Genomic DNA, 20,031 nt, shown 5'->3' with positions numbered 1-20,031 from the left:
CTTGACCTGCTGGTCGTTGCGCCCCAGGTACTCGATGGCGCCGTCGGCACGCCAGCGGCCGAGGTCGCCCGTTTTGTAGAGGCGTGCCTCGGCATCGTTGCTGAACGGATCCTTGATGAAGCGCTCGGCCGTCAGCTCGGGGCGGTTCAGGTAGCCACGCGCTACGCCGATGCCGCCGATGTGGATTTCGCCGGCCACGCCGACCGGCACCGGCTGGCCCAGCGCATCGAGGATGTACATCCGGACGTTGGCGATCGGGAAGCCGATCGGCACACGGCTTTGCCTTTCGTCGAGGCGACATTCCCAGTAAGTGACGTCGATGGCTGCTTCGGTCGGGCCGTACAGGTTGTGCAGCGCGGCTTGCGGCAAGGCGGCGAGACAGCGATTCTGCAAGGCCAGCGACAGCTCTTCGCCGCTGCAGACGATGTGGCGCAGCTTGCAGGCGGCAGCAGCCACGCCCGGCTGGTCGAGGAAATCGAGAAACGCCTGCAGCATCGACGGCACGAAATGCAGCGTGGTGATACCCTCGTCCTCGATCAGTTGTCTGAGGTAGGCCGGATCCTGATGACCCTGTGGCCGGGCGACGACCAGTTGCGCGCCGGCCATCAGCGGCCAGAAGAATTCCCACACCGAGACGTCGAAGCTGAACGGCGTCTTTTGCAGCACGCGATCCCGCGCCGTCAGACGATAGGCGTCCTGCATCCAGCGCAGGCGGTTCACCACCGCGCGGTGTTCGTTCATCGCGCCCTTCGGTCGGCCGGTCGAGCCGGAGGTGTAGATGACGTAGGCGAGATTGCGCGCGCCGAGGCCGAGGCTGACCGGATCCGGGTTGCCATCCGGCTGCTGCGCGATTCGCGCCCAGTCGCTGTCGAGGGCGATGACATGGGCCTTGCCAGCCGGCAGGCTGTCCTTGAGGGTGTGCTGAGTCAGCATCACGCCGGGCGCGGCGTCCTCCAGCATGTCGGCGATGCGCTCGGCCGGGTAGCTGGGATCGACCGGCACGTAGGCGCCGCCAGCCTTGAGGATGCCCAGCAGGCCAACGACCATTTCCAGGCTGCGCTCGAGGCTGATCGCCACCAGGCCGTCCGGCTGGATGCCGAGGCCGATCAGGTGATGCGCCAATTGATTGGCGCGGCGGTTGAGTTCGGCATAACTCAGCGTCTGCTCGCCGTAGCGCACCGCGATCGCCTCCGGCTGCCGCGCCGCCTGCGCTTCGATGTGCTGGTGGAGGGTCTGATCCTGCGCGTAGTCGACCTGCGTGGCGTTGAAGTCGGCGAGAAGCTTCCGCTGTTCGGCGGCATCCAGCAGCGGCAATTCCGCGATGGGCCGCGCCGCGCCGCCCTCCGCCACCATCGCGCCGAGCACGTTGCGGAAATAATCGAGCCAGCATTCCATGGTCGCGGCGTCGAACAACTCGCTGGCGTATTGCAGATTGCCCTGGATGGATTCGCCACCTTCATGCAGCATCAGCGACAGATCGAACTGCGCGGCATCGGATGGCAGCTCCAGCGGCGTCAGCTTCAGGCCCGGCAGCGCCAGCTCGCCGCGCGGCGCGTTCTGCAGCGCGAACAGCGTCTGGAAGATCGGGCTGTGACTCAGGCTGCGCGGCGGCTTGAGCGCCTCGACAACCTGCTCGAAAGGCGCGTCCTGGTGCGCGTAGGCCACCAGCGTCAGTTCCTTCACCTGGGCGAGCAGTTCGCCCAGCGTCTGCTCGCCCGGCAGACGCACGCGCAGCGCCAGGGTATTCACGAAGAAGCCGATCAGCCCTTCGAGCTCGGCGCGGCCACGGTTGGCCACCGGCACGCCGACGACGACGTCCGCCTGGCCGGCGAGCCGGCCGAGCACGACGGCCCAGGCGGCGTACAGGGTCATGAACAGGGTGAGATCGTGGGCGCGCGCCAGCGCCTTGAGGCGCGTGGTCAAGTCGCCGCCGAGAGTGAACGGCAGGCTGGCGCCGACATGGCTTTGCAGCGGCGGCCGCGCGCGATCCGTGGGCAGTTCCAGCAGCGCCGGCGCGCCAGCCAGTTGCCGCTGCCAGTAGCCGAGCTGCGCCTGCATGGCAGGGCTGTCCGCGGCCAGCCAGCGCCGCTGCCAGACGGCATGGTCGGCGTATTGCAGCGGCAAGGGCGGCAGCGGCGCCGAAGCGGGTTCCAGCCCCTGGCGGCAAGTGTCGTAGAAGGCGGCGAACTCGCGGATCAATATGCCGATCGACCAGCCATCCGCGACGATGTGGTGCATGACGACGCAGAGGATATGCGCATCGTCCGCCAGACGCAGCAGCAGGCCGCGCACCAGCGGGCCGTGGCCGAGGTCGAAGGACGCGGCCGTTTCGGCGGCGATTCGCTCGCGCGCCGCCGCTTCGCGTTCGTTGGCCGGCAAATTGCCGAGATCGACGCTGCGCAGCGTGAAATGCGCCGCCGCATCGACGACTTGCATGGCCTCGCCCGCCACGCTGACGAAGCGGCTGCGCAGCACCTCGTGGCGCGCGACGATGGCATCCAGCGCCGCCTGCAGCGCCGCGCGGTCGAGCGCGCCGTCGAGACGCAACGCGCCGGCGAGGTGATAGGCGCGGCTGGCGGCCGTACCTGCGCCTTCGAGCTGATCGATGAACCACAGGCGCTGCTGCGACCAGGACAATGGCAGCGGCTGCGCCGGGTCGCGCTCGACGGCCTGCAGCGGCCCGGCGCTTGCGGCGTCCGGCGCGGCAACCTGCAGCACGCGTGCCAGCGCATGCAGTTGCGGCTGCTCGAAAAGCTCGCGCAGCGCCAGTTCGCGCCCCAAACGCTGGCGAACGCGCGAGCAGCATTGCACCGCCAGCAGCGAATGGCCGCCCAGCGCGAAGAAGTCATCGCGCCGGTCGACGCGTTCGGGCTGCAATAGCTCCTGCCAGATGGCGGCCAGGGCGACTTCGATTTCGCCCCGCGGCGCTTCGTATTCGCCTTCATCCACATCCGCCGCACCGCATGCCGGCGCCGGCAGCGCCTGGCGGTCGAGCTTGCCGTTGGGCGTCAGCGGCAGGCGTTCGAGCACGACGAAGGCCGCGGGCAGCATGAAGTCCGGCAGCAGCGCGCGCAACTGCTCGCGCAGCGCGCCGCCGTCGAGGCGCTGCCCGGGCTGCGCCGTCAGGTAGGCGACCAACCGTCTGCCACCCTCACGAAGGATCGCCACCGCCTCCTTCACGCCGGCCAGGCGCAGGAGCTGGCTTTCGATTTCACCCAGTTCGATGCGGAAGCCGCGCAGCTTCACCTGCTGGTCGTTGCGGCCGAGATATTCGAGTTCGCCCCTGGCATTCCAGCGGCCCAGATCGCCGGTCTTGTACATCCGTGCTGCGCCTGCGCCACCGGCAAAGGGATCGACGACGAAGCGCTCGGCCGTCAGCTCGGGCCGGTTCAGGTAGCCGCGCGCCACGCCCACGCCACCGATGTGGATCTCGCCGGCCACGCCGATCGGCACCGGCTGGCCGCGCGCGTCGAGCAGGTAGATGCGCGTATTCGCCAGCGGCCGGCCGACCGGCGGATCGCCAGCGTCGGCTGCATCGCAGCGCTGCATGCTGACGCAGACGGTGGCTTCGGTCGGGCCATAGGCGTTGTACATCAGGCGACCCGGCGCCCAGCGTTCGACCAGACCGCGCGTGCAGACCTCGCCACCAGCCAGCAGCACCCGGAGCCCATCCAGATGGGCGCGGGATTGAGACGATGCGGCAGCCGCCGTGTCCAATGCCGCCAGAGCAGCCGGCGTCAGCAGCGCGTGCGTGATGCGCTGCGAGTTCAGGTAGTCGAGCAGCGGCTCGCCCGGCATCAGGCGCTCGCGGCGGGCCAGGTGCAGCGATGCGCCGCTGGCCCAGGCCATGGCGAATTCCCAGGTACAGGCATCGAAGCTGGCCGAGGCGAATTGCAGCACGCGGCTGTCCGGCCCCAGCGCCAGCATGTCGACGTGGGCGGCGGCGAGGCTGACCAGGCCGCGATGCGCAAGCATCACGCCCTTGGGCTGGCCGGTCGAACCCGAGGTGTAGATGACGTAGGCCAGATGCCCGGGCGTCAGGCCCAGCGCGGCGGGCTGGAGGTTATCAGGCTCATGCCGTGCGATGCGCGGCCAGTCGCCGTCGAGCGCAAGCAGTTCGCCACGGGCGCCGGCCGCCTGCAATAGCGGCCGGAGCGCGGCCTGCGTCAGGATCACGCGCGGCGCGGCGTCGGCCAGCATGCCGGCGATGCGCGCCGCCGGGTAGGACGGATCGACCGGCACATAGGCGCCGCCGGCCTTGAAGATGCCGAGCAGCGCGACCGCCAGTTCCAGACTGCGCTCGATGCACACGGCGACGAGGACATCCGGCCCGACGCCCAGCGTGCGCAGATGATGCGCCAGTCGATTGGCGCGCGCGTTGAGTTCGGCATGGCTCAGTTGCTCGCCCTCGAAATCGACGGCGAGCGCCTCCGGCGTCCGTTGCGCGTGCGCCTCGAACAACTGGTGAAAGCACAGTGCCTGCGGAAAGCCGGTGGCCGTGGCGTTGCAGCCCTCGACGATGGCCTCGCGCTGCCGCGCGTCGAGCAGCGGCAGATGGCCGATCGGCAGCGTCACATTTTCTTCCGCAGCCATGGCGTCGAGCAGCGTGCGCAGATGGCCGATCCAGCGCTCGATGGTGGCGCGCTCGAAGAGATCCGTGGCGTATTCGAGCTCGCCGACGATGTCGTCGCCGGCTTCCTGCAGGATCAGCGTCAAATCGAAATGCGCCGCCGTCTGCGCGATGGGCTGCCGGCGCAGTTCGAGGCCGGGCAGTTCGAAGTCGCTGGACGGCGTGTTCTGCAGGGCGAACATCACCTGGAACAGCGGGCTGTGGCTCAGGCTGCGCGGCGGCTGCACGGCTTCGACGATTTGCTCGAAAGGCAGATCCTGATGCGCGTAGGCGTCCAGAACGCGCGCCTTGACCATGGCCAGCAGATCGCCGAGCGTGGCGTTCCAGGCCAGCGGCAGCCGCAAGGGCAGCGTATTCACGAAGAAGCCGATCAGCCCTTCGGTTTCGGCGTGCCGGCGATTGGCCAACGGCACGCCGATGACGACTTCATCCTGGCCGGCCAGACGCGCCAGCAGCAGTGCCCAGCCGGCATACAGCGCCATGAACGGAGTGAGCGCATGGCGTCGGGCCAGCGCCCGCAGGCCGGCGGTTGATTCGCGGCCCAGGCTGAACGGCAGGCTCGCCCCGGCATGGCTTTGCCGCGCCGGCCGCGCATGATCCGTCGGCAGTTCGAGCAGCAGCGGCGCGCCGTCCAGTTGCGCCCGCCAGTAATCGAGCTGCTGCCGCAAGCGCTCGCCGGACAGCCAGCGACGTTGCCAGACGGCGTAATCGGCATATTGAATAGGCAGTTCGGGCAGCATGTCCTGCCGGCAGATGTCGGCATCGGTGCCGGCGCCGTACAGCGCGGCGAATTCCCGCGTCAGGATGCTCATCGACCAGCCATCGGCGATGATGTGGTGCATGCAGATGCCCAGGATGTGCTCGTCCTCCGCCAGCTTGAGCAGCACGCCGCGCGCCAGCGGCGCCTGGGCCGGATCGAAGGGCGTACCGGCCATCTGCGCCAGGCGGCACTCGGCTTCATCCGCGCGCTGCGCCGCCGGCAGGGCCGACAGGTCGGCGCTGTCGAGCGGAAAGCCGGGCCAGTCTGCCGCCGCGACGATCATTTGCGTCGCCACGCCATCCACGGCGAGGAAAGCCGTGCGCAGGGATTCATGGCGCTGGCCGATGCCGTCCAGCGCGGCCTGCAGCGCCTGCCGGTCGAGCCGGCCGGCCAGATGCAGCGCGCCACGGATGTGATAGGCGCTGTTGCCCTGCGCTCCCTGCCCGTCGCGCTCGAACTGGTCGATGAACCACAGCCGCTGCTGCGACCACGACAGCGGCAGCAGCTGGCTGCGGTCGGCGGTCGCCAGCGGCAGATCGTCGCTGTCCGCCGCGCCCGCCAGGCGGCGGGCAAAAGCCTGCAATTCGGGCGCTTCAAAAATCGCGCGCACTGGCAGCTCCCGGCCCAGCAGTTGCCGGATGCGCGCGACCACCTGCGCGGCCAGCAGCGAATGGCCGCCCAGATCAAAGAAATTGTCGTCGCGGGCCACCTGCGGGACGTGCAGTATGTCCTGCCAGATGCCGGCGACGAAGGCTTCCATCTCGCCTTGCGGGGCAGCGCGTTCCTGCGTCCGCAACGGCTGGTTGTCTCGCGTCGGCGCCGGCAGCGCCCGGCGGTCGAGCTTGCCGTTCGGCGTCAGCGGCAGCCGCGCCAGCCTGACGATGGCGCCGGGCAGCATGTGATCGGGCAGCCTCGTCCTGAGTTCATCGCGCAGCGATTCGACGTCGAGCGCGGCCTGCTCCTCGCAGGCCAGATAGGCGACCAGTTGCCGGTCGGCGGGCGAGGTTTCGCGAACGACGACCGCCGCCTCGCGGATCATCGGATGGCGCAGCAGTTGCGCTTCGATCTCGCCGAGTTCGACGCGGAAGCCGCGGATCTTCACCTGCTGGTCGTTGCGGCCGAGGTATTCGAGCAGGCCGTCGGCCGTCCAGCGGCCCAGATCGCCGCTCCGATACATCCGCGCGCCCGGCGCATCGTGGTAGGGATCGTCGAGGAAACGCTCGGTGGTCAGCTCGGGGCGCTGGTGATAGCCCAGGCCGACGCCGATGCCGCCGATCCAGATTTCGCCGCTCACGCCGATGGGCACGGGCTGCCGCCGCGCGTCGAGCACATACAGGCGCACGTTGTCGATCGGCCGGCCGATGGGCAGGGTATCGGCCTCCATATCCGCAGCGGCATCGGGCTGCCAGCGGTAATGGCTGGCCACGGAGGTGCATTCGGTCGGCCCATAGGCGTTGTGAATCCGTGGCGCCGCCTCCGCCAGGCCGGCCAGCCAGGGACGCAGCTCCTGCAGGCGGATGGATTCGCCGCCGAAGATCACCTGGCGCAGGCTGGCCAGGCGGGTCTTGCCCGGCACTTGCAGCAGCGGATGGAAAGCGCTCGGCGCGCAATTCACCGAGGTGATGCCGTGACGCTCGATGAATTCGACGAAATGCTGCGGCTCGTAGCCCTCGCGCGGCAGATGGAGCTGGCCGCCGGCCATCAGGGCGGCGTAGATGTTTTTCTGCGTCAGGTCGAAGCTGAAGGAGCTGATCAACAGAATGCGGTCGGCGGCGGTGAAGGCGAATTCGCGCAGATACCAGCGCATCAGGTTGCCGAAGCCGCGCCGGCTGACCTTTGCCCCCTTGGGCTGCCCGGTGCTGCCCGAGGTGTAGATGAGATAGAAAAGATCGTCGGGCCGGGAGGTGGGCGTGAACGTGGACGTGGCCGGCTGGCGCGCGATCTCCGCCTGATCCTGGTCGCGGTCGAGGCAGAGCACGCGCAGGTTCGCCTGCGTTTCCGCGGGCAGGCGCGGCAGCAGCCCGGTCTGGGTCAGCAGCACGACCGGCGCGGCATCGGCCAGCATGAAGGCCAGTCGCTCCGCCGGATAGGCCGGATCCAGCGGCAGGTAAGCGCCGCCGGCCTTGAGGGTGGCCAGCAGGCCCACCACCATGTCCAGGCCGCGCTCGCAGCAGATGCCCACCAGCCGGTTCGGCCCCACGCCCAGATCGCGCAGCAGATGCGCCAGGCGCGTGGCGCGTTCATCGAGCTCGGCATAGCTCAGTTGCCGCCCTTCATGCACCACGGCGATGGCCTGCGGCGTTTTTTGCGCCTGCGCGGCTATCGTTTGCTGGATGTCGTTGCCGTCCTCGCGCAGGGGTGGAACATCGACGGCCGTCGCGTTGAACTCGTCCAGCAGCCGTTGCCGCTCCGCGATGGGCAGAATCGACAGCGCCAGCAATGGCCGCTCCGGCGCCTCCGCCAATCCCCGCAGCAGCGCCTGCAAGGCGGTCTGCAGATAGCCGAGGATGCGCGCCGCGCCGATCCGCGGTTCGACGTGCGCGGTCAGCGCGAAGCCCTTGCCCGGATCGGCCAGGTCATCCACCGACAGCGTCAGCGGATAGTTGGTGCGCTCATGGCTGGCGATCAGCTCGATGCCGCTGTCCACCGGCGGCTCGCCCAGGGCGCCGTGACGGAAATTGAGCACGGCGCTGAACAGCGGCGTCGAGGCAGGCAGGCCGCTGGTGCGCTGCGCCAGGGCCAGCGGCGTCTGCTCGTACCTGAGCAGTTCGACGAGTTCGCGCTGCATCCCTTCGAGCGCTGCCGCCACGCCGGCCCCGGCCAGCCGGCAGCGCAGCGGCAGCGTGTTGATGAACATGCCCAGCATGCGGTCCGCGCCGGCCATGCCCTGCAGCCGGCCAGAGAGCACGCTGCCGAACACCACGTCGTCGCGCCCGCTGCAGTGCGCCAGCAGCAGCGCCCAGGCGGTATGGAACAGCGCCGCCACGCCGACCCGATGCCGGCGCGCGGCCTGGCGCAGCGCCTCGGCCAGAGCCGGGTCGAGCTCGATGCGCCGCGCCTCCAGTTGGCTGCCGTCGCCATGCACGTCGAGCAGGCCGAACGGCGCGGTCGGTTCGTCGACCTCGGCCAGCCGCGCGCGAAAGAATGCTTCCGCCGCATCCTGATCGCGCTGCGCCAGCGCCTGGGCGACGAAATCGCGATAGGCCAGCGGTGTCGGCAGTTGCGCCGCAGCTTCATCCCCGCCGGCCTGCAGCAGGGCGAAGACTTCCGCCACCAGGATTTCCATCGACACGTGGTCGCTGACGATGTGATGCAGCAGCAGCACCAGATGGCAGGCTTGCCCCTCCTGCGCAAGATGAACCCGCAGCAGCGGCGCCTGTTGCAGATCCATGCGCAGACGGCGCGGAGCTATGCGCTCGTCGAGTTGCGCCAGCACGTCGCGCCGCGCATCGAGCGTGAAGCGTTCCACGGGCAGCTCGACGTGGCGATGCACCACCTGCACCGGCCGCTCCAGATCGCGCCAGACGATGCTGCTGCGCAGGACGTCGTGACGGTTCACCACCCGCTGCAGCGCGTCGAGAAAAGCCTCGCATTGCGCCGGCGTGGCGATCCTGAGCAGGGTCGGCAGGATGTAGGTATCGCCCTGCGTCATCATCTGGTGATGGAAGAGGATGCCTTCCTGCAGCGGCGCGAGCGGGTAGATGTCCTGCACGTTGGCCGCGCCGCCCGGCACCGTGCGCAGCACGCGGTCGATCTCCTCCTGGCTCAGGCGCACCAGCGGCAGCATCTCCGGCGTGATCGCCTTGCACTGCGGCGGAATCAGGTTGGGCGGCACGCTCGCGGAGAGAGAGGAGCGGGACGACCCCGCCTGGCCGGCGGCAATGGCGGCGGCCAGCGCAGCCGGCGTCGGCCAGGCAAAAATGCTGCGCGCCTCGACCGTCAGGCCGGCCTGGCGCAGGCGTTCGAGCAGTTGCACGATCAGCAGCGAATGGCCGCCCAGGTCGAAGAAACTGTCGTGGCGGCCGATGTCGTTGTCGAGCTGCAGCACCGCCTGCCAGATCGCCGCCAGTTGCCGCTCGGTTGCATTCCGCGGTTCTTCATCTTCCGGACCACCGCCCGCCCGTCCCTCGAACGCGGGCGCCGGCAGCGCCTTCACGTCCAGCTTGCCGTTGGCGGTCAGCGGCAGGCGTTCGAGCACGACCCAGGCGCTGGGCAGCATGTAGTCGGGCAGCACGCCGCGCAGGCGTTGCCTGAGCGCTTCGACATCCGCATCGCCCGCCCGGCAGCCCAGGTAGGCCACCAGGGATTTGCTGCCGGGCCGATCCTCGCGGGCGATCACCACCACCTCATCGGGGCTGGGAGTGGCCCCGGATGCGGCATGGAGGATGCGTTTGATCTGCGCCTCGATCTCGCCCAACTCGATGCGATAGCCGCGTATCTTCACCTGCTGGTCGTTGCGGCCGAGGTATTCGAGCGTGCCATCCTCCCGCCAGCGCGCCAGATCACCGGATTTGTAGAGGCGCGCGCCGGCCTCGCCGGCGAACGGATGGAGGATGAAACGCTCGGCGGTCAGCTCGGCGCGGTTCAGGTACCCGCGCGCCAGACCGGCGCCGCCGACGTGGATTTCGCCCGGCACGCCGACCGGCACCGGCTGCAGATCCGGATCGAGCAGGCAGACCTGCAGATCGGGCAGCGCCACGCCGATCGGACTGCCCTGTCCGGCTTTGTCGCCGTCCTCCTCATTTATGTCGGCGCGCGTCAGCGGCAGGCAGGTGACATGCACCGTGGTCTCGGTGATGCCGTACATGTTGATGAGCCGGGTGCGCTCGGGATCATTGCGGGCGATCCAGGGCCGCAGGCTGGACGGATCCAGGGCTTCGCCGCCGAAAATGACGCAGCGCAGCGCGTGCTCGCGATGCGCTTCCGAGCACTGGCCCTGCGCGGCAATCAACTGACGGAAGGCACCGGGCGTCTGGTTGAGCACGCTCACCCGCTCATCGCACAGCAGGCGGTAAAAGGCGACCGGATCGCGAGTGGTTTCCTGCGGGACGATCAGCAAACGGCCACCATGGCTCAGGGCGCCCCAGATTTCCCAGACCGAGAAATCGAAGGCGATGGAGTGGAACAGCGTCCACACGTCGCGATTGTCGAAATGGAAACAGTCGGCGGTGGCATCGAACAGCCGCGTGACGTTGCGATGCTCGATCATCACGCCCTTGGGCTGGCCGGTGCTGCCCGAGGTGTAGATGACGTAGGCCAGGCTGCCCGGCGCGATGCCGATCCGCCGCGGATCGGGATTGCGCGCGGGTTGCTGCCGGATGGTCGGCCAGTCCGCATCCAGCGCGACGATCCGCCCGCTGCCCGCCGGCAGGCGTTCGCGCAGGGCGTGCTGGCTGAGGATCAGCGCGGGCGCGGCATCGTTGAGCACATGCGCGATGCGCTCGGCCGGATGGCCCGGATCGACCGGCAGATAGGCGCCGCCGGCCTTGAGGATACCCAGCAAGCCGACGATCATTTCCAGACTGCGGTCGACGCAGAGGGCCACCAGGCACTCCGACCCGATGCCTTGCGCGATCAGGTGATGGGCGAGCTGGTTGGCGCGCCGGTTGAGTTCGCCGTAAGTCAGGTGCTGGCCCTCGCAACTGACGGCGACGGCCTCGGGCTGGCGCTCGGCGTGTTCCTCGAACGCGCTGTGAATGAGGCGGTTCTGCGCAAAGCCGCTGCCGATGCGACCAAAGCCATCGAGAAGCCGCCCTCGCTCCGCGGCGGGCAGGATGCCGAGTTCGGCAACGGGCCGCTCCGGCGTCTGCTCCAGCGCCTCGACCAGCGATTCCAGCGCGGTCTGCAGATAGGCATTGATGCGCGCCGGCTGTACGCAGCGGTCGGTCTGGGCGGTGAGCACGAAGCCATCGCGCTCGCCCAGGTCATCGACATTCACTGTGAACGGATAATTGGTGCGCTCCTGGCTGGCAAGGATTTCAATGCCGCTGCCGCCGAACAGCCGCGTGCCGGCGCCGGATTCGCTGTGCCGGTAGTTGAGCATGGCGCTGAACAGCGGCGTCGCGGCCGGCAGGCCGCTGGCACGCTGCGCCAGGGCCAGCGGCGTCTGTTCGTACTGGAGGAGTTCGACGAGTTCGCGCTGCGTGTGTTCGACCGCCTGCCGGGCGCTCAAGCCCTGAAGCTGCAGGCGCAGCGGCAGGGTATTGATGAACATGCCCAGCGCCTGGCCGGCGCCCTGGGTATTCTGCAGCCGGCCGGAGAGCACGCTGCCGAACACCACGTCGCCACAGTCGCAGCCATGGCGAGACCCGCTGGTGCGCGCCAGCAGCAGGCCGAAGGCGGCATGAAACAGGCTGGCCGCGCCGAGCCTGAGACGGCGCGCGGCCTGACGCAGGCGCTGCGCCAGTTGCGGATCGAGCGTCTGGCGCGCTTCCTCGATGCGACTGCCGTCGCCATGCACGTCGAGCAGGCCGAACGGCGCGGTCGGCTCGTCGACGTCGGCCAGCCGGCTGCGGAAGTATGCCTCGGCGGCCCGGCCCTGCCCCTGCGCTTCGAGTGCCAGCGCCTGGGCGACGAAGTTGCGATAAGGCAGCGGCTCGGGCAGTTGCGCGGCCTGGCCGGCCAAGCTGGCCAGCACTTCATGCAACACGATTTCCAGCGAAACGTGATCGCTGATGATGTGGTGCAGTTGCAGCAGCAGGTAATGCCGGCCGCTTTGGCCGTCGCGCGCCGTCTGGACGTGCAGCAGCGGCGCGCGGCGCAAATCCATGCGCTGACGTTGCGGCGCCATGCGCGCCTGCATCTGCGCCAGCGCATCCCGCGCTGGATCGAGCGCGATCTCCTCGACCGGCAACGCCACCCGGCGATGCACCACCTGCACGGCCTGGGCGAGACCTTCCCACAGGATGGCCGTGCGCAGGACGTCGTGGCGCTGGATGATGGCGGCCAGCGCGGCGAGGAAGGCATCGCGCTGCGCGGCGCCGTCGGCGGCCAGCAGCACCGGCAGGATGTAGGCATCGCCGGCCTTGCCTTCCCCGGCCAGCAGGTGGTGGAAGAGGATGCCTTCCTGCAGCGGCGCGAGCGGATAGATGTCCTGCACGTTGGCCGCGCCGCCCGGTACCGTGGCGACGAGCTGGTCGATCCGTTCCTGGCTCAGTTCGACCAGCGGCAGCATCTCCGGCGTGATCGCGGCGCAGTCGGGAGGAATCCGGTTGGCCGGCACGCTGAATTGTGACTGCGACTGTGACAACGCATTTTCCCCGCCCGCGCCGCCGGCCAGCGCGGCGGCCAGACCGGCCGGCGTCGGATGCTGGAACAGCGTGCGCACATGGGCCGGGAAACCGGCCTGGCGCAAGCCTTCGAGCACGCGCACGATCAGCAGCGAATGGCCGCCGAGGTCGAAGAAGTTGTCGTGGCGGCCAACGCGGGCCGGCGGCTCGATGCCGAGAATCTCCTGCCAGATCGCGGCGATGCGCGTTTCCAGCTCGCCCTGCGGCGCGGCGTATTCCCGCGCCGGGTCGATGCGCTGTGCCGGCGCCGGCAGCGCCTGGCGGTCGAGCTTGCCGCTGGCGGTCAGCGGAAAATCGTCGAGCAGCACGAAAGCGCCCGGCAGCATGTATTCGGGCAGCAGGCCGCGCAGATGCCGTTTCAGTTCGGCGATATCCAGCGCGCCCTGACTCCGGGCCGTCAGATAGGCCACCAGGCGTTTCTCGCCCGATTCACCCGCACCCGGCCCATCCTCGCGCAACAGAACGGCGGCGTCGCGCACCTGCGGATGCTCGCCGAGCCGGGCCTCGATTTCGCCCAGTTCGATGCGATAGCCGCGCAGCTTGATCTGCTGGTCGTTGCGCGCGAGGTATTCGATGCTGCCGTCGGCCCGCCAGCGGCCCAGGTCGCCGGTCTTGTAGAGACGTGTGCTGGCTTTGGCGCCGAACGGCGCGGCAATGAAACGCTCGGCCGTCAATTCGGGCCGGTTCAGATAGCCGCGTGCCACGCCCACGCCGCCGACGTGGATTTCGCCGGCCACGCCGATCGGCACCGGCTGCAGCCGCTCGTCGAGGATATGGATCTGCGTGTTGGCGATCGGCTTGCCGATGGGAACGGACGGCAGACCGTCGCCCCCCTCCGCCTCCGCCGCGCAGCGATGGATGCTGGCGCAGACCGTGGTTTCGGTCGGGCCGTAGGCGTTGTAGAAATCGACGCGCCGCGCCCAGCGCCGCGCCAGCGCCAGCGGGCAGACTTCGCCGGCCACCACCAGGGTCCGCAGGCTGGGCAGCGCCGCCGCATCCGCTTCCGTCCAGGCGCCGACCGCCACCGGCGGCAGCGTGGCATGGCTGATCGCCCGGCGGCGGATGAACTCACCCAGCGGCGCGCCGGGCAGCAACTGCTCGCGCGGCGCGAGGTGCAGACTGGCGCCGTTGCCCAGCGCCATGGCGAATTCCCAGGTGCAGGCGTCGAAACCGAAGGAAGCGAACTGCAGCACCCGGCTCGCCTGACCAATCCCGAAAAACCGCCCCTGCCAGCTCGCCAGATTGCACAGGCCGCGATGCGGCAGCAGCACGCCCTTGGGCCGACCGGTCGAGCCCGAAGTGTAGATGACATAGGCCAGATGATCCGGCCCCGGCGCAACCGCTTCAGCCGGCAAGCGGCTCGTCGCCTGCGCGGCGATGCGCGGCCAGTCCGTGTCGATCTCGACGACCGCGAGCGGATGCGGCGGCAACGCGGCGCGCAGTTGACGCTGCGTGATCAGCAGGCAGGGCTGCGCATCGTCGAGCATCCAGGCGATGCGCTCGGCCGGGTAATCCGCATCGACCGGCAGATAGGCCGCGCCCGCCTTGAGCACGCCGAGCAGGGCGACGGCCATTTCCAGGCCGCGTTCGAGGCAGATCGCCACGATGCCGTCCGGCCCCAGCGTCGGGCTGCTTGCCCGCAAATGCCGCGCCAACTGGTTGGCGCGCGCATCCAGCTCGGCGTAGCTGAGGCTGGTCTCGCCAAAGCTGACGGCCGGCGCCTGCGGCTGCCGCGCGGCCCAGGCTTCGAAAAGCTGGGCAAAGTTCTGGTCGGCAGGATAGTCCGCCTGGGTCGCGTTCCACGCCTCGAACATCAGCCGGCGCTCGTCCTCGCTCAACAGCGCATGCTCGGCCAGACGCGCCTGCGGCCGAGCGACGATTTCCTCCAGCAGCCGGACGAAATGCGCCACCATGCGCTGCATGCTCGCCGCGTCGAACAGATCGCTGTCGTATTCGAAGAAGGCCGTCATGCCGTCCGCCGGATCGCTCTCCTGCCGCATGCTCAGGCTCAGATCGAACTGGGCGACGCCGGGATCGACCTCGATGGGCTCGAACGCCAGATCCAGCGCGGCGAGCGCTTGCGGCGGCAGCGTCTGCAGCACGAACAGCACCTGGAAGACCGGGCTGTGGCCCAGATTGCGTTCGGGCTGCAGCGCCTCGACCAGTTGCTCGAAGGGCAGATCCTGATGGGCGAACGCACCCAGCGCCGTCTCGCGCACCTGAGCCAGCAGCTCGACGAAAGTCTGCTCGGGCGCCAGGTCGTTGCGCATGACCAGGATATTGACGAAGAAACCGATCAGTCCCTCGATCTCGCTGCGATTGCGGTTGGCCACCGGCGTGCCGACGCAGATGTCGCGCTGCCCGCTGTAACGGGCGAGCAGGCTCTGGAAAGCGGCCAGCAAGACCATGAACAGCGTGGCGCCGCTGCGATTGGCCAGTTCCTGCAGGGAGGCGGCGAGATGGCGATCCAGCCTGAACGGCAGGCGCGCGCCGCGATGGGCCTGCAGCGGCGGGCGCGGGCGATCGGTCGGCAAGGCCAGCAGGGCGGGCGCGCCGCGCAGCCGCGCCAGCCAGTAATCCAGTTGACTGTCGAGCAAACTCCCTGCCAGTTGCCGGCGCTGCCAGTCGGCGTAATCCTTGTACTGCACCGGCAACGCGGGTAGCGACATTGGCTGCCCGGCACCGCAGGCGGCATACAGCGCGGCGACTTCCTGCACCAGCACGCGCAGCGACCAGCCGTCGGAAATGATGTGGTGCATGTTGAGCAGCAGCACGTGCTCGCGCTCACCCAGGCGCAGCAACGTGGCGCGCAGCAGCGGCCCGCTGGCCAGATCGAAAGGCTGCCGCGCATCGGCGCGGGCCAGCGCCTGCACTTCGGCTTCGCGCCGCCCGACCGCCAGACGGCTCAGATCACGCAGCGGCAAGCGCAGCGGCAGCGCCTCGGCGATGATCTGACGCGGCTCGCCGGCAACGGCGATGAAAGTGGTGCGCAGGGTTTCATGCCGCCGGACGATTTCGTTGAAGACCCGCTCCAGCCGCGCCGGATCGAGCGGCCCGCGCAGACGCACCACGCTGGGCACGTTGTAGAGGGCAAGCGCCTCGCCCGGCTCACCCGCCTCACCTGCCGTCGCCGTGCTTCCTGCCAACTCCTGCAGTTGTTCGAGAAACCACAGCCGCTGCTGGGCATGCGACAGCGCGTAATGTTTGGCCACTGGCAGTGCCGGCATGACGGCTGCGACGGCATGGGCGGCCAGCTCCACAGAGAGAAACGCCGCCAGCCGCTCGACCGTATCCTGCTCGAACAGCAGGGTGGGCGAGAGGGCGAAGCCCAGGCTGTCCTGCAGCAGGTTGCTCGCCTTCAGCGCCAGCATGGAATCCATGCCCAGCACGGCGAACGACTGCCGGCCATCGCCGGCCGGCACGCCGATCGCCTGCAGGGTGTTTTCGATTAGCGCGGTCAGTTCGCTCAGATCGCTCGGGGCCATCCCGCCGCGCCGCGGACTCGGCGCACCGGCAGACAGATGCGCAGCCGGCAATGCCATCCCCGCGTCCGCGGCCTTGCCAGCCAAGGCTGACTGGCCGGCGGCTGGCGGCGCCGATTGACGTGGCGGCAACCAGTAATGGCCGCGCGTGAAAGGATAGCCGGGCAGCGCCACGATCCGCGCCCCGCTATCCCGGTACAGCGCCTGCCAGTCGATGCTTTCGCCCGCCAGCCAGCGCGCGGCCAACGCATCCGGCACGTTCGGCGCGGCCAGTGATTCAACGCCATCTGCCTGCGTCAGTTTTTCGACCGCCTCGTCCAGCGTGCCGACCCGGTAGCAAACGCGCTGCGCGAACTCGGCGCGGCCGGCGGCCCGGCTGTAGCAGACGTCGAGCAGCCGCAATTCGGGATGCCGGCGCAGATGCGCCGCCAGTTCCGCGCGCATGCGCGCCAGTTCCGCCGCGTTGCGCGCCGACAGCGTCAACAGCCAGGGGCCGCCTTGCGCCGGCGCAGATGCAGATGCAGATGCAGATGCCGATGCCGATGCCAACGCCGGCAGATCGTGCAACACCAGATGCGCATTGGTGCCGCCGAAGCCGAACGAGCTTACCGCCGCATAGCGCGGCGTGCTGCCGCGCGGCCAGGGCTGGGGCGCGGTCAGCGGATGGAACGGCGTCCGCTCGAAACGCACGCGCGGGTGCGGCGTGCGCAGATGCAGCGACGGCGGCAGCATTTCATGGCGCAGCGCCAGCAGCACCTTGATCAGCCCGGCGATCCCCGCCGCCGCCAGCAGGTGACCGATATTGGTCTTCACGCTGCCGATCGCGCAACTGCCGCGCCCGGCCTCGGCGAAGACCCGCGCCAGGGCGCGCACCTCGATCGGGTCGCCGATCGGCGTGCCGGTGCCGTGCGCCTCGACGTAGCCGACCTGCGCCGGCGCCACGCCGGCCCGCTGGTAGGCGCGGCGCAGCACGGCCTCCTGGCCTTCCGGCGTCGGCGCCATGATGCCGATCGAACGGCCATCGTTATTCACCGCCACGGCATCGATCACCGCCTCGATGCGGTCGCCGTCGGCCAGCGCGCGCGCCAGCGGCTTGAGCACCACCAGCCCCAGCCCTTCGCCCGGCACCATGCCGTTGGCCTCGGCATCGAAGGCGCGGCAGACGCCATCCGCCGACAGCGCGCCGGCCTGGGCCAGCAGTTCATGGGCGCTGGCGGTCGGCAGCAGATTCACGCCGCCGGCCAGCGCCAGATCGCAATTGCCCAGCAGCAGATCGTTGCAGGCCTGCTGCAGCGCCACCAGCGACGAGGAACAGGCGGTGTCGATGGCCAGCGCCGGCCCCTTGAGATTCAGGCTGTGGGCGATGCGCGCGGCGATGAGATTGAGCAGGTTGGCCGGCATCAGTAGCGGATGGCGCAATTGCGCCGCGTCTGCACCCTCGCCCTGGCTGGCGCGGCGCAACTGAATTTCTTCCAGATAGCTGTTGCTGCTGACGCCCAGATACACGCCCACCGCGCGTTGCGCGTCGAGGCGCTGGCCGGCATAACCGGCGTCCTCCAGCGCGCTATAGGCGACTTCCAGCATCAGCCGCTGCTGCGGGTCCATGATGCAGGCTTCTTCCGCCGCGATGCCGAAGAAATCGGCGGCGAAAGCGTCGATCTGCGGCAGCGCGCCCATCGCATAGTCACCCTGCGCGCTCTGCCAGCGCCCGACCGGCACCGGGGCGACGGCACAGCGGCCATCGCGCAGGGTCGCCCAGAATTCCTCCAGATCGGCGCCGCCGGGAAAACGCCCCGCGAGGCCGATGATCGCAATCCGCGTCTGACTGGCAGCGGGCGCGGGCACAGTGGCTGGAGCTGGGACTGGCGCCGGCAGCGGCGCCGCCGGATCAGCTTGCCGGGCCAGATAGGCCAGCACATCGCGGATCGTCCGGCATTCGATCAGCAGGGGATAACCCAGCACGCGCCCGCAGTGTTCCTCCACCCGCGCGAGCATTTCCACGGCCTTGACCGAGGTGCCGCCCAGCGCGGTGAATGGCGTGTCGAGGCCGATCTCGTCGGCCGCGCAGCCCAGCACTCCGGCCCAGATCCGGCGCAGCGCCTCGGCGGTTGCCTCGGCAGCGGCGGCGTCATTGTTTTCGACACCGCCATCCTGCCTGCCTGCCGGCCGCCCGGCAGGCAGGCACTGGTCGTCATACACACCCGCCGCCCAGTCGCGCGCCAGTCGGTAGCGCTGCAGCTTGCCGCTGGAAGTGCGAGGCAGGCGCGGCAAAGCCAGCACGCAATCGACCGGATGGCCGAGATAATCCTCGGCCGCCTGGCGGATTTCCTCTGCCCAGGACTGAAAATCCGCCTTGCGCCGGGTAGCGATGAAAATCGCGATGCGCTCGCGCCCGCCCTGCTGCGACGCTGCCTCCGTGGCCGCGCAGACGGCAACCGCGCCTTCCTTGAGAGCGAAGCGCTCGCCCAGCATGCGCTCGACGTCGGCGGCCATGACGTTGCGGCCGTTGAGGAAAATGACATCCTTGAGACGGCCCGCGATGGTCAGTCGTCCTGCCTTGAGAAACCCCAGATCGCCGGTGCGCAGCCAGCCGTCGGCAGTAAACAACGCCTCGTTAACTCCGACCTCGCCTTCGTAACCCGCCGTCACACTAGCGCCGCGGATCTGCACCTCGCCGAGCCGCCCGGCGGACAGTATCCCGCCCCGCTTGCCGGCAATGCGCAATTCCACGGCAGGCAGCGGATAGCCGACATCGACATATTCAATCGCCCCGGCCGGCGGCGCTTCATCCGTCGCCACACCCACCGCCCGGCCTTCGCCGGTGAGCAGCTCGCGGTCGAGGCGATGCACCCGCGGCTCGCTGCCAACCGGGCTGAAAGTCACCGCCACGCAGGCCTCGGCCAGGCCATACACCGGGAACATCGCCGCGCGGCGGAAGCCAGCCGGCGCCAGCAGCGCGCAGAAGCGCCGCATCACATCCGCCGAAATCGGCTCGGCGCCATTGCACAGCAGGCGCACGCAGGACAGATCGAGACCGGCCAGATCCGCCCGGCTCACCCGGTCGAGCACGTGCTGCAGGCCGAAATTCGGCGAACTGACGACTTCGGCGTGGTGCCTGGCAATCTGGCGCAGCCAGAACAGCGGTTCGGCGATGAACTCGGCGGCATCGAGCTTGACCTGGCCCATGCCGCGATACAGCGGCACGAGATGGAAGGCGATCAGCCCCATGTCGTGATAATAGGGCATCCAGCTCAGCGTAGACTCTTCTTGAACAGCTTTAACTATATCCGCTATATCTTTGACGTTGCAGAATAAATTTCCATGTGTCAGACGCACGCCCTTGGGCTGACCGGTGGAGCCCGAGGAGAACTGGAGGTAAGCGAGATCGTCCTCCCGCGCCTCATGGATGCGCGCCGCCGCCGCATCCAGATTGCCGGCCGCCGGGTCATCGACCAACCAGCGGCAGCCTGCCACCAGCGGCCGCGCTTCGCCTGTCCGATAGACGACTTCCTGATCGGCATCGACCAGCAGCAGCGGAGCGTCGAGCACGCGCAGGACGCCGGCCAGCTTGCGCGCCGCATCGGAATCGCGCCGCCACGATGCCACTTTGGGCAGCAGTACCGGCACCATGCCGCCCAGCACGCAGGCCCAGAACAGTTCGATCTGCCGCTGCGCCGACTGGCACTGGACGACCACCCGCTGCCCCGGCCGCGCGTCCGCCGCCTGCAGCCAGGCCAGCGCCCGCCGCGCCCGCGCGTACAGCTCGGCATAGCCGTAGCCCTGATCCCGACCGTCACGCTGCGCGAACACGATCCGCCGCGCCGGCGTATGCGTTGCTGCGTTGATGAGGATGTCGGTCAGCGTCTTCAA

The 20,031-nt window shown here is 69.1% G+C and carries 1 protein-coding gene (cut by a window edge); it reads right to left on the bottom strand.

Annotated elements, in window-relative coordinates:
* Positions 1 to 20,031 carry the 5' portion of a non-ribosomal peptide synthase/polyketide synthase gene (locus SDENCHOL_RS08425; RefSeq protein ID WP_154716824.1) on the bottom strand. Its footprint begins 663 nt before the window's first position, so the window shows 20,031 of its 20,694 coding nt (coding positions 1-20,031); the start codon lies at positions 20,029 to 20,031; its stop codon lies off the left edge, out of view.

The sequence above is a fragment of the Sterolibacterium denitrificans genome (assembly GCF_900174485.1).
GTDB lineage: Bacteria > Pseudomonadota > Gammaproteobacteria > Burkholderiales > Rhodocyclaceae > Sterolibacterium > Sterolibacterium denitrificans.
The sequence above is the reverse complement of the archived record's forward strand: the minus strand, read 5'-3'. Positions and strand labels throughout refer to the sequence as shown.